This window comes from Bacillus sp. ISL-7 (assembly GCF_018613065.1).
In genome coordinates this window covers 47,878-61,349 of the sequence record NZ_JAGGQW010000025.1, presented here as the reverse complement: position 1 = coordinate 61,349, position 13,472 = coordinate 47,878, and the positions used below count along the sequence as shown (strand labels likewise).

Below are 13,472 nucleotides of genomic sequence, written 5' to 3'. Positions count from 1 at the left end.
CCAACTCCTATCTATATCATGGTTTTTGTTTATATCGTTATGTTTTATGTTTTAAAGTATACCATGTTTGGCCGCCATATTTATGCCATTGGTGGAAATGAAGAAGCAGCACGATTAACAGGGATTAAGGTTGAGAAGTCATTAATTAATGTGTATTCCATCAGTGGATTATTAGCAGGTTTAGGTGGGGTCGTTTTAGCTGGCAGGTTGTATTCTGGTCAACCAACTGCAGGACAAATGTATGAGTTAGATGCAATTGCCGCGGTTATTTTGGGTGGAACTAGTCTAACAGGTGGTAAAGGAAAGATACAAGCAACGATCATTGGGGTATTAATTATGGGCGTTATTAGTAATGGCTTAACTCTAATGGACGTTAACTATTATTGGCAGCTTGTTGTCAAAGGTGGAGTAATTGTTGCCGCAGTTTTATTAGATCGCTTACGTGGAAATAGTGCAGCTTAATTCTCATCAAAGAACATCACATAAGAATTTCAAATCTATTAATTGGGATGTGTTTAAACTGAAGAGAAGGTTTAGTATTCTATTAATTTGTTTCACGGTCTTATGTTTGCCATTAACAACTAACGCATTTGCAGAAGATCCAGGTTATTATAATGAGCCGTATCGTAACCAATTTCATTTTTCTCCCGAAGCGAACTGGATGAATGATCCAAATGGGATGGTTTATTATAAGGGTGAATATCATTTGTTTTATCAGTATCATCCATATGGAACAACATGGGGACCGATGCATTGGGGGCATGCTGTCAGTACGGATTTAGTACACTGGGAACATCTTCCTATTGCCTTATCTCCTGATGAAAATGGGGATATCTTCTCGGGAAGTGCGGTTATTGATTGGAACAATACGGCGGGATTTGGTAAAGAAGCAATGGTTGCAATCTTTACTCATTCTGGGGAAAAGGGACAAGTTCAAAGTATTGCGTACAGCAATGATAAAGGAAGGACATGGAAAAAGTATGAGGGTAATCCTGTTATGCCGGATGCCCCGATTCCTGACTGGCGCGATCCAAAGGTTTTTTGGCATGATGAGACAAATCAATGGGTAATGTCTTTAGCTGCGAAGGATAGAGTGATGTTCTATACTTCTCCAGATTTGAAACATTGGAAATATGCAAGCGAGTTTGGTCCTGATGGCGGTATTCAAGCAAATGGACAGCCTGGTGCTTACTCGTATACCTTGTCACCTCAAAAGGGCGGATCTTTTACGCTAGAAGGGGATATCACTCTTGTTGAAAAAAATGGTCGAGAAGGAGCAGGAGGGGTTGTTTTTCGCTCAAATAAAGACGCAACCAGCGCATATATGGCAAAAGTGGATGCTGAAAAAGATCTCGTAACGCTAAGTAAAATCGATCAGGGAAAGGTAACTGATATTGCTTCAAAGTCAATGACTCTCGAAACTTCCCAAACTTATCATGTAAAGGTGGAGGCAGAGGCAAGCCATTTAAAAGTCTCCCTCAATGGTAAACAAGCTGTTGAAGGTACAGACTCATCCTTTGAAAATGGGCAGTTTGGATTAACGGCATGGAATTCTACCGCTGCGTTTCGTAATGTGGAATTTATGAACAAAACCAACTTTGTGACGAACTTGTCTGGATGGAAAACAGTAAATGGTACATGGAATGATACAATTGATGGTAAAAGTGGAAGCGCTGACAGTGATGGATTTATTATGAGTGAAGATCAGGGAGATCAATTTAGTTACGAGACAGAAATCACCATTGTAGGTGATAAGGGTGGTTCAGGTGCTCTTGTATTCCGCGCTGATGCAGATGCTAAGAATGGATATGTTGCTAGCATGGATGCCTCAACTGATACAATCAAGCTAATGAAGCTTGAAAATGGAACTGCCACTGTGATTGCGGAAAAAAATACTAAGATCGATACGGATCAAAAATATCGACTGAAGGTAAAAGCAGCTGGTGATCAAATCAAAGTATATGTAGACGATAATCTTATTCATGATGTAAATGATGCAACCTTTTCAAGCGGTTTGTTCGGTTTACATGTTGGGAACTCTTCTGCATTGTTCCAAAATGTTAATACAGGCAAATATATTGTGACAGACGCAAAGGAAATTGAAAATCACGATTTTGAAACAGGAGATTTGACTGGCTGGAAAGTGGTAAGAGGAGATGCGTTTACAAACGATCATGTGAGCGACACGACAACATATTGGGGCGGTCCCTTTGGAAAAAATGGAAAATACCATTTATGGGGGTTTTCCGACAAACATAATGGAGACGATGCGACAGGAGAATTGAATTCTTCTTACTTTAAGCTGAGCGGTTCCGGTGAAATCAATTTATTAATCGGTGGCGGAAATGACATTGCAAACCGCTATGTTGCCTTAGTAAGAGCCTCTGATGACAAAGAATTGATTCGCCAGGCAAATACGAAATTTGCTGATGAAAAGTATCAACGTTATGTGTGGGACGCGTCAAAGTATTTAGGGGAAGTATTATATATCAAAGTGGTCGATAATGCTACAGGGGGCTGGGGCCATATTAATATTGATGATGTTAACGTATATAATACGGGTAACATGCCTGCACAAGTTGACAATGTAGCACAAGAACAAGAATCTCAGGTTGCAGAACAAAGAGATAACGGAAAGTTAACTGACTGGAATACAGTGACAGGTGACTGGATAGCGTCTACTTACGGAAGTAACAATGGTATATGGGAGTGCCCTGCATTATTTCAACTACCGGTGGACGGAAATCCGAACAACAAAAAATGGGTGTTGCAAGTAAGTATTAATGATGGTGCGCCAGCTGGCGGCTCAGGTATGCAATACTTTGTCGGTGATTTCGACGGAAAAACATTTAAAAGTGAAAACCCGCCTCAGCAGACATTGTGGTCTGACTACGGTGCAGATTTTTATGCAGGGGTAGAATGGAGCGGGATTGAAGGTAAAAACGGGGAGAAGTATTGGCTTGGCTGGATGAGCAACTGGCAGTATGCAAACAATACACCAACTACGACATGGAGAAGTTCTACATCGCTACCTAGGGAATTAGAGTTAACGAAAACGACAGAAGGGCTTCGTTTAAAACAAACACCAATTTCTTTGCAAGGAATTCGCAAGCATCAAGAGAAAACATCGTTTGAGAATAAGACAATTTCCGGAAATAGTAATCTTCTTTCAGGAATTACCGGAGATACTTTTGAAATCATTGCGGAATTTGATGTTTCCAGTACAAAAGCAACGGAGTTTGGACTCCAGGTTCGTAAAGGAAGTACGGAACAAGCTACAATCGGTTATGATGTAAGCAGCCAGAAACTATTTGTTGACCGAACGAATTCCGGAGGCTTTAACTTTGGACAGAATGTAAAAGGAAAGCACACTGCTCCAATGAGTTCAACAGACGGAACGGTAAAAATGCATATTTTCTTAGATCGCTCCTCTGCTGAAGTCTTTGGAAACGAAGGGGCAAGCGTTATTACCGATCAACTGTTTCCGCTTCCGTCAAGCAACGGTTTAGAGCTTTATAGTAAGGGCGGAGAAGTCAAATTAAAATCACTTGATGTTTACCCATTAAAGTCCATTTGGGGAAAGAGCCCTGTTCATACAAAAATGTCAGGATGGACAACAGTGAATGGTCTTTGGACCGATACGATTGCCGGAAAGCAAGGTCAAAGTCAAGGAGATGCGTTTATTCTTTCAAACGAAAAAGGCAGTGATTTTACGTATGAAACAAAAATTAAAGTACTTGATACTGATTCCCATCCAAATGATCCATCCAAAGATACAGTTGGGAATCCAATCGGGGCCGGTGCGTTAGTATTCCGCTCTGATGCAGATGCGAAAAATGCCTATGTTGCAAATGTTGATGTTCTCAACAATACGGTGAAACTAGTTAAGTTTGCCGATGGAAGAGGCACGGATCTCGCTGTTTACAATGACAATGGAAAACTACAATTAAAAGCAAACACAGATTATCACCTGAAAGTTGTTACAAAAGGTGAAAGTATTAAAGTTTATCTGGATGACAAGCTTGTTATTGATACAGTAGACAGTGCATTTAAAGAAGGCTATGCCGGATTAAATGTATGGCACTCTACAAGTGTATTCAATCAGATTAAATACACTCCTAAAAAACAATAATAGCAATGAGGCACCTGTACAGGCTATCGATTCATTTGATAGCCTGTAAGATGAAAAGGATATTGAGGTCCTATGTTTCTAACAAATCCTATTTGCACCAGAACCAAAATATGGAGCAACTAATGGCATAAAAATATGTTTTGAAAATTTATAAGCCCCAACGGGAAAATTATTGATTTTTAGCCAATTAATGGGAGGGCAATATGGAAACAAATAAATCTATTAAAAAGTCATATTCAAAAGAACGAAGGAACTTTGTAGTAGGATCATCTGTTTGGTTATTAGTATTTTTAAGCGGTTTTCCTTTTAAGGCAAAAGAAGTAAGCGCTCTCACTCCTCGAACTATGACACTTAACCCAGTAGATTATGGAGCAAAGTTAAATGACCCCACTTTTCGTCGCAACGCAGACATTATTAATGATCTTATTAATACTATGCCTCCATCTGGAGGAGTCATTGAATTACCAGCAGGAGAAATGTGGATTTATGCACCAATTAAAATTAATCGCTCTTATGTGACAATCAGAGGCGTTAATGCAGGTACACGTTCGAATGTCGATGCCGAAGAACCACCAGGTCCAGATCAACCAGCTCTAAATCATCCAGGTGGAGGAAGTAAACTTGTATTAGGTGATGCTACTGTTGATTTTAAAATAGGTATCCTTTCTGAAAAACGCGCTGGAGCACCACGAGTATCTTCGATTCAACTGGAAAACTTTTTGATTCAAGGTCGTGGAACAAACCAAGGTCAAACTGCTATTAGTATCGACCAAGATAATGATGCAGTTCATATTATTGGTGTTTCAACTATCAACGTAGATACAGGTTTAAAATTAAGTGGAGCTGACGCAGGCATGGTAAGAGGCTGTTGGATTTCAGAAGTTCGTAATGGACTTCTTGCGGTCGGTTCTTCTCAGCAATTATTAGTAGCTAATAACCACTTTGGAGCACAACCGTCAGGAAAAAGTGTATTTTTAGAAAATCCTAAATGGGCAAATATTGTAGGTAACAACATCTATCCTGATGGATATGTATGTTTAGAAGCTATAGGAGCCAATGACTGTACGTTTGCAGGAAATAATATCCAAAGCTACTACACTGGTGCTGTTATTATTAAAGGAAATGGAAATTTGTTTTCTGGGAAAGTGCAAGCGCTCAGAGATGGTGCAGGTAACTGGAATATTGATGGTGACCCTATTGGGCGTGATGGTCTTTATGGACTGATTCATGTTAATGGAAATGATAATCATATCACTGCGTCAACTATCAATTCTGCTCAACCAGAAAATGACACTCGTATCTTAATTATGGGTGGTAATGGAAACTGGGTGACTAATACCAAGATTTATGGTATTTCTTCGAATCGAAAAGTTGTAGTCAATGGTTCCTGCGTGGATACACGTATTGTTCATTCTGCGTCATCGCTTGATGTAGATAAATCTAGTTCAAATACAATAATCGTTTGGTAATTTATTACTCTGCTATTACTCTATTTCACAATAGCAGAGCATACCTAAAAAATACGTCTTTCGTGGAATCACAACCTGGCTCGTGTTTGGATGAGGTTTTTTTAATTCGAATGCATTCATCTTACCAATATCATAAACTATCCAAACAGTACAAAAGATCTATAAATCTTCTCTCCAATTTTGGGCGCTTTATTCTTAGGAATTGGAGCAGAATTAAACCATTCTGAAAATAACAATAAATGTCTAAAAAAGAATTACAAGATTTAACTACTAGGAGGAAAATATGATGCAAAATATCGGAATTCCAGGGTTAATACTTATCTTAACACTCGCGCTTATCATTTTCGGTCCTTCTAAATTACCGGAAATCGGAAGAGCATTTGGCTCAACTTTAAGGGAATTTAAAAAGTCTACTAGAGAGATTGTGACAGATGATCTTAATGAGGAGACATCTAGTAAAAAAGAAAAATGAGATAAATAAATTAAGAGGAGATGTAGATCCGTCTTACATCTCTTTTTTTATGGAGTGATTATGTTGGAAGATCGAGACATGCACATAGTTCAACACTTGGAAGAGCTGCGCAAACGTATTATCATTACTTTCCTCGTCTTTCTGCTGTTTTTTGTTTGAACTACCCGTTGTCATGCTGTTTTTAACAAGCTTAGGAATTATCAATCCGTACCGTCTGCAAAAAATCCGAAAATATGCCTACTTCATATTAATCGTCGTTTCAATTTTGATTACGCCACCAGATTTTCTATCAGATATCCTTGTAAGTATACCTTTATTACTCTTATATGAAGGCAGTGTCAGTTTATCAAAATTCGTATATAAACGACAGCATAGGGCTAAAGAAGGTAATAAAGATGCATACGAATCTATTTAAAAACAAGAAAAAGGGTTCTGGTGCAAATATAACGACAGTTTGAAAAAACTAATGGATGTTTTAGCAATAAAGTCGTTTAAAAATCTAAGTTTTATTCCACAATCGGGCCATTTAATTGAATAAAATTCTCAAAAACACTGGATATATATTATAAAAGGAATTTTATATAAATTCAGAGAATATAACTATATCTTTTGGAAAATGGGAGATGGAACAGTGAATTATTTTATTTTAACGGGTGCTTCAAAAGGTATAGGAGAATCTCAGAAAAGCTGCAGGAAAAGCACGAATTCGTAAGGCTTTACTTCCAGCTATATCAAGGAAAAAGTAGTTTATGAACAAACACACTAAATTGATAGGAGAATTTATTTATGGCTAGTAAAAATTATTACGACGTAACAGAGTGGCCTGTCGGTAATCCGTATGAGGATATTGGTGAGGTAATCAATAGCATTATAGCAGATATTAAAAGTAGGCAAACGGACACTGATGTGAATAAAGGCGGAAAGCCGGGTGCGGTTATCTATATTCCACCGGGAGATTATCATCTTGGCAGTCAAGTAGTTATAGACATCAGTTATCTTAAAATTATGGGTTCTGGACACGGGTTTACATCTTCGAGTATTCGTTTTAATACTTCTGAGAATAAATGGGCGGATTTGCATGAATTGTGGCCGGGAGGAAGTCGCATACTCGTAGATATTCCCCTAGAAGTAAATGACGAGGAATATAAAGGAGCTGCATTTTATGTTGAAAGAAGTGGAAATCCCCGAATAAGTTCGGTAGAGTTTTCTGACTTTTGTATTGATGGCTTGCATTTTATTGAAGATGGTTCAGGAGAAACAAATCCGGAAAACACATACACTAACGGGAAAACGGGTATTTATGTTGCAAGTGCTTGTGACTCATTTCGGATTACAGGCATGGGGTTTGTGTATTTAGAGCATGGAATTACTATTTATCATGCAGATGCACTGACTATACATGATAATTTCATAGCTGAATGTGGTAACTGTATAGAACTACGAGGTTGGGGACAGGCTTCAAAAATAACCGATAACTTGATAGGAGCCGGTTTTAAAGGATATTCAATTTACGCTCAAAATTTTGGTGGACTTTTGATTACAGCGAATAATGTTTTTCCACGAGGTGCGAGCAGTATCTATTTTGATGGTGTGACACGTTCCAGTATCACAAATAATAGACTTCATTCATTTTATCCAGGAATGGTGGTATTCAGGGAAAATTGCTCGGAAAACTTGGTTTCTACAAATCACTTTTTACGTGACCATGAACCTTGGACTCCTTTTGTGGGAATAGACAATGGTTTAGATGATTTGTATGGTCTCCTCTATATAAGTGGCAATAATAATTCTGTAATTGCTAATCACTTTTCTGAAGTAATTAATACTCAGAACATCAAGCCGGTAGGTGCAACACCTGTAATCATACGTATTGTTTCGGGTAATGGAAATTATATTTCTAATAATCATGTTGTTGCCACGGAGGTTCATGCCAAGATAAGTGATTCATGTTTCTCTGCGCAAGTAGACGCTTTGTTGACTACCGAAGCATCAGAGCCGCTTACCGTAACAACAGTATTGGTAGAAAAAGAATCGCTTCAAAATACGATTCTTGATTCGGGAAGTGATGCACAGGTTGTTATGGACAAGACTGTAAATGCATTCAGAGCCACTCCAACGCCAGGAGCATAAATAATATATTCAACTATGTTTTTGTGGTAGTTTTTGTTCCAAAGTTTCAATTGCAAGTCGGACACTTGAATTATTTCGTTTGTCTTTAATTTTTGGGGTGCTTCCTCGCGATGGAAGTGCCTCTTTTTATAGTGTTTCCCATATTTGGATATATGCCAATAAAGTAGACAGAAAAAAGGAATGTTTCTTTAGGAAGACTGCCAGAAAATGTCTTCTTTTAAGTTTGGAGAAAGCATGACAATGGTAGAATGAGGTCTTCTAGGATTATAAAACCGGGCATCGCCGATTTCCAATGAATTATTTACGGAACAGGTCCAGCTCCATTGTCTCGATTACTATACAAAGAAGCTCCACATGGCTTCTTTCACGAAGTTACTCTTGTACGCACAGCTTCACGAAACAGAAAGTCTGCGCGCCGTCAGCGACAGCGTCTTTTCTGAGGAACTGCAGGAAGCCAAAGGGTTGGATTCCATCAGCTTTTCCCAGCTCGGCAGACGGTTGCGCAAAGTGCCGACGGAGTTCTTCCAGGTCATCTTTCTCGAGCTGGTCGCACAGATCCACGAAGCGACGGATTTCCAGATGCGTCGCAAACGGACCGTTCCGCTGAAGATCATCGATTCCAGCACATTGCCTTTGAACTTGAATAACCACCGATGGGCGGCGTTCGGGCAAACCAAGTCCGGCATCAAGCTTCATCTGCGGCTCATGTTCATGGAAAATGGCTGTTCCTACCCCGATCAGGCGGTCTTGACGAACGCCAAGGAACACGATCGCGGCCAACTGGAAGTGCTGGTTGATGACAAGGAATGCATGTATGTGTTCGACCGCGGCTACTTTCATTGAAAAAGGTAGAATCATAGAGGAGGGATCCCATGACGAATTAATTAGGCGTAAGGAGTATTACTGGAAGCTATTCCATTCACAGCGCGGTAATGAGATGTGTCAGTTCATAAAGGTAAAAGGACAAAATTAGTTAACTTAAAGAAGAAAACCAATTTTTATTGACAATATATTCATGATCTTCAAATCGACGATATAATTGATATATTAGCTTACTAAAAATTTAGACACTTGTTATAAATTCCGACTAAAAACATTTTATTAAGGACTAGGGGGATTCATATGGGTAATTTCAAAATGGTATGTTTGGATATTGATGGAACATTGCTGAATTCCAGGCATGAGATTTCTGACAAAACGAAACAAGTCATTCAGAATGTTGCAAATCAAAAATATATTCCAGTCATCTTAGTTTCTGCAAGAATGCCTAAAGGGATAAAGTTCTTGCAGCAAGCGTTAAATATCGTACAGCCAATTATTTGTTACAGCGGTGCGTTAATTTGGAATAATCGTGATACACTATTAAACATTACGATACCAGTTTCAGATGTTAAGCAGGTGTATAACATTGTCAAAAGTATCGGCATACATATCAGTTTATACAAGGATGATGAATGGTATATAGAAAAAATGGATGATTGGGCAAAACAAGAGAGTGAAATTACGAATATTACTCCTGCTATATCCGATTTTAGTAACCTATTTACTATTTGGGAGCAAGAAAGTACTGGACCTAATAAAATTTTATGTATGGCTGAATCTCCAGATATCCAACAATTGGATACAAAAATGAAAGAATATCTTTCTAATCATTTAAATATTTATCCTTCAAAACCTACCTACTTAGAAATAATGCCCAAACATACAACCAAAACTTCTGCCATTGAATTTTTATGCAAAGAGTTTGATATCCTAAAAAACGAGATTATCGCAATAGGCGACAACTATAACGATATGAATATGATCGAATTTGCGGGACTTGGAATTGCCATGGGAAATGCACCGGAACAAGTGAAACAAATTGCTAATGATATCACACTTTCCAATGATGAGGACGGTGTAGCAGAGGCATTAAAAAAATACATTCTATCTTAAAAAATCAGAAAAATTAATTTATTTTAAAAAAAACGTTGAAACGTTTCCAAGATGGTGATATCATAGGTTCATGGAAACGTTGAAACGTTTCCAAAGTAGAGATATCATAAGTTTATGAAATCGCTTTAATATTGGAGGTAGTTGTAGTGCCGAGTTTAAAAGATGTTGCAGACCTGGCAGGAGTTGGAGTTGGCACTGTTTCACGAGTCATTAACAATCATCCGAATGTAAGGAACGAAACACGGGAGAAAGTGAATGCTGCGATCAAACAATTAAATTATATTCCAAACGAAGTAGCAAGAAATTTTAAAATGCAAAAATCAACAATGGTTGCGCTGTTGATTCCGAGTGTATGGCATCCATTTTTCTCAGAACTCGCCTATTATATCGAAGATGAGCTTGACCGAGAAGGGTATAAATTGGTGCTTTGCAATAGTGGGGGCAGACCCGACAAAGAGCTTTATTATTTAGATATGCTCAATCAGAATAAAGTAGCAGGCATTATTGGAATCACTTACAATGACATCGAAGATAGTGTGAGTACTGATATTCCGATTATCAGCATTGACCGTCATTTTGGAAAAAAAATCACATGCGTAACCTCGGATAACTACACTGGCGGCCGCATTGCCGTAAGAGAGCTTGTGAAAGCGGGAACTAAAAAAGCCGCATATCTTGCAACCTATAGTGATGTTTATAGTGAGGTTGAACTTCGGAAAAAAGGATTCATCGATGAAGCAGAGGCTCAAGGTATCGAATATATCATCTATGAGGAGCTTGATGCTGTTTTTAATGATGAAAAATACTTCGAAAATTTCTTTAAAATAAAAGAACATCAGGATGTGGGCGGGATATTTGCCAATACCGATCTGCTTGCCGCCAAATATATCGATAAAGCTAAACAATATGGCTTGCGGACTCCAGAGGATGTAAAAGTAATTGGTTATGATGGAATTCAGGATAATAAGCTGTTTCATCCAATTCTATCAACGATCCGGCAGCCGATTGAAGAAATGGCAAGAATGTCTGTTCAACTTCTATTAAGAAAAATTGAAGGTGAAACATTGGAGCAACAGATTTACAGACTGCCTGTTATGTACAGAGAAGGGGAAACGACTTAGCTGTGTTTTTAGCTCATCATTGGAAACGTTTTATTGAATCTCAATGATGTAAGATTGAGAGAAACGGCTCAGTTAAGTACCGTTTTTTAGTCTTTATTGGAAACGTTTCAATAAAAACATTTGAGTAAAAGATTTTACCAAATCCTTTATCAAGTAAAAACTACTTAGCAAAATAATTTTTTTAACTTCAATTGGAAACGTTTCAATTAATATAACTAAATTGAAAGTGAGGCAAGAATATGGAAGTGGCAAGGACGGCAAATCCGATCATCGATTCACCCATCCAAGTAAGAAAAGCATCAAAACTAAAAAAAATCTTGAGTAATTATCAGCTCTATTTGTTTCTTTTACCCGCTTTAGTTTATTTTATTGTTTTCCATTATGTCCCGATGTATGGAATATTAATTGCTTTTAAAGATTTTGTGGCAACAAAAGGAATTATGGGAAGTCCGTGGGTTGGATTTAAACACTTTGAGCGATTTTTTGAATCTTATCAATTTTGGACCCTTATCAAAAACACGCTTGGTCTTAGCGTTATACAACTAATCGTTGGTTTTCCGCTTCCAATTTTTCTAGCTCTCATGATGAACCAAATTAGAAGTGAAAAGTACAAACGCTTTATTCAAACAGTTGTTTATGCGCCGCATTTTATATCAGTAGTTGTTTTAGCGGGTATGATTTATGTCTTCTTTTCAAACAATGGGCTTATTAATAACTTAATCCTGATTTTTGGCGGCGATCCGATTTCGTTTATGGCAAAACCTGATTGGTTTAAACCATTATATATTGCCTCAGGCGTTTGGCAAGAAACCGGATGGGCTGCGATTATATATCTAGCAGCGCTTGCAGGAGTCAGCCCTGAACTGCATGAGGCTGCGGTAATGGATGGAGCAAATAAGTGGCAGCGGATTTTTCATGTGGATATTCCGGCGATTATGCCAACGGCTGTTATTCTATTAATCCTAAACGTTGGTAACATTATGAATATTGGTTTTGAAAAGGCCTACCTGTTACAAACACCAATGAACCAGCCGGCAGCAGAGATTATTCCAACCTATGTTTATAAGATGGGGTTACAGCAGGCGCAATATAGTTTTGCTGCTGCAGTAGGATTATTTAATTCTGTAATTAACTTAGCTTTACTAATCGCAGTAAATAAGTCCGCTAAAAAATTATCCGGAACAGGACTATGGTAACTAGGAGGTGCATCAATAATGAGTTTATTAGCCTTAAAAAATAAGAAGATTACCAGAAGATCGAAAGAAGATATAGTCTTTGATATTATTAACTTTTTTCTGGTCGCGATCATCTTACTATTGGTAGTCTATCCATTGTACTTTATTGTAATTGCCTCTATCAGTGACCCAAACATGATTTACGAAGGAAAGGTATGGCTATTGCCGAAAGAGCTGACCCTTGAAGGGTATCAGCGAATCTTTGGAGACAGCAAGATTTGGCTGGGCTATAAGAACTCCATCATGTATACGGTGGTTGGTACGATTGTAAACGTTTCTTTTACCTTAATGGCTGCCTATGCATTATCAAGAAAAGATTTATATGGAAGAAATGTGATTATGTTTTTATTCCTCATGACGATGTTTTTCTCAGGCGGACTCATTCCTACATACCTGGTTGTTAAGAATCTGGGTTTGCTAAATACAATGTGGGCGTTGATCCTGCCGAAAGCTGTAGCTGTCTGGAACGTGATAGTAGCTAAAACGTTTTTTGAGTCTTCTATTCCTGGTGAGTTATTAGAAGCGGCCAAAATAGATGGATGTTCCGATGCGAAATTTTTCTGGAAGATTGTTCTTCCGTTATCAAAACCGATTGTCGCTGTCATGGTGTTATTCTATGCCGTTGGACACTGGAACTCCTATTTTGATGCTTTAATCTATTTAAATAATGAAAATTTATATCCGTTGCAATTGATTTTACGAAACATTTTAATTCAAAATCAGGCATCCACAATGATGATCAGTGATTTGGACTCCTTGGCCGCAAAACAAAGAGTGTCTGAGCTAATTAAATACGGTGTGATTATTGTTGCTTCCATCCCGCTTTTAATCGTCTATCCATTTGTTCAAAAATACTTTGTCAAGGGTGTTATGATCGGTGGAATTAAAGGTTAATCGAAATGATTTGTAATAAGGGGTGGTGGTCGACGTCATTTATAGTTTGCCATCCATTTAATCGATCTAATAGGGGGAAAAACA

9 protein-coding genes and 2 pseudogenes are annotated in these 13,472 nt (G+C 38.1%); all 11 read left to right on the top strand.

Annotation, left to right across the window (positions count from 1 at the left end):
* Positions 1–462 (top strand): ABC transporter permease (locus J7E66_RS07815; RefSeq protein WP_374103836.1); only part of this gene is annotated, 462 nt, incomplete at its 5' end.
* A gap of 58 nt (positions 463–520) precedes the next feature.
* A complete protein-coding gene (locus J7E66_RS07810) occupies positions 521–4,132 on the top strand; it encodes a GH32 C-terminal domain-containing protein (protein ID WP_214998940.1) in 3,612 nt (1,203 codons plus the stop codon).
* 203 nt (positions 4,133–4,335) lie between these two features.
* A complete protein-coding gene (locus tag J7E66_RS07805) occupies positions 4,336–5,601 on the top strand; it encodes a NosD domain-containing protein (RefSeq protein WP_214998930.1) in 1,266 nt (421 codons plus the stop codon).
* A 283-nt stretch (positions 5,602–5,884) separates the two neighbouring features.
* Positions 5,885–6,073, top strand: a complete 189-nt coding sequence (locus tag J7E66_RS07800) for a twin-arginine translocase TatA/TatE family subunit (RefSeq protein ID WP_214998928.1) — start codon at positions 5,885–5,887, stop codon at positions 6,071–6,073.
* Between the two features lie 151 nt (positions 6,074–6,224).
* Positions 6,225–6,488, top strand: a pseudogene (locus tag J7E66_RS07795) (twin-arginine translocase subunit TatC); the annotation flags it as partial.
* Positions 6,489–6,859: 371 nt separating this feature from the next.
* Positions 6,860–8,203, top strand: a complete 1,344-nt coding sequence (locus tag J7E66_RS07790) for a NosD domain-containing protein (protein WP_214998926.1) — start codon at positions 6,860–6,862, stop codon at positions 8,201–8,203.
* A 285-nt stretch (positions 8,204–8,488) separates the two neighbouring features.
* Positions 8,489–9,037 (top strand): annotated as a pseudogene (locus J7E66_RS07785) (DUF4372 domain-containing protein); the annotation flags it as partial.
* 288 nt (positions 9,038–9,325) lie between these two features.
* Entirely contained in the window at positions 9,326–10,138 is an 813-nt protein-coding gene (locus J7E66_RS07780) for a Cof-type HAD-IIB family hydrolase (protein WP_214998924.1), read from the top strand.
* Between the two features lie 146 nt (positions 10,139–10,284).
* On the top strand, positions 10,285–11,259 hold the full coding sequence (locus J7E66_RS07775; RefSeq protein WP_214998922.1) for a LacI family DNA-binding transcriptional regulator: 975 nt from the start codon (positions 10,285–10,287) through the stop codon (positions 11,257–11,259).
* Positions 11,260–11,498: 239 nt separating this feature from the next.
* A complete protein-coding gene (locus J7E66_RS07770) occupies positions 11,499–12,455 on the top strand; it encodes an ABC transporter permease (protein WP_214998920.1) in 957 nt (318 codons plus the stop codon).
* Between the two features lie 18 nt (positions 12,456–12,473).
* Positions 12,474–13,388, top strand: coding sequence for a carbohydrate ABC transporter permease (locus J7E66_RS07765; protein ID WP_214998918.1), 915 nt, complete (start codon positions 12,474–12,476; stop codon positions 13,386–13,388).
* The last annotated feature ends 84 nt before the right edge of the window (positions 13,389–13,472 follow it).

Coding starts and splice junctions, on each gene's coding strand:
- J7E66_RS07805 (WP_214998930.1), top strand. CDS start 4,336: ATGGAAACAAATAAATCTATTAAAAAGTCATATTCAAAAGAACGAAGG.
- J7E66_RS07800 (WP_214998928.1), top strand. CDS start 5,885: ATGATGCAAAATATCGGAATTCCAGGGTTAATACTTATCTTAACACTC.
- J7E66_RS07790 (WP_214998926.1), top strand. CDS start 6,860: ATGGCTAGTAAAAATTATTACGACGTAACAGAGTGGCCTGTCGGTAAT.
- J7E66_RS07780 (WP_214998924.1), top strand. CDS start 9,326: ATGGGTAATTTCAAAATGGTATGTTTGGATATTGATGGAACATTGCTG.
- J7E66_RS07770 (WP_214998920.1), top strand. CDS start 11,499: ATGGAAGTGGCAAGGACGGCAAATCCGATCATCGATTCACCCATCCAA.
- J7E66_RS07765 (WP_214998918.1), top strand. CDS start 12,474: ATGAGTTTATTAGCCTTAAAAAATAAGAAGATTACCAGAAGATCGAAA.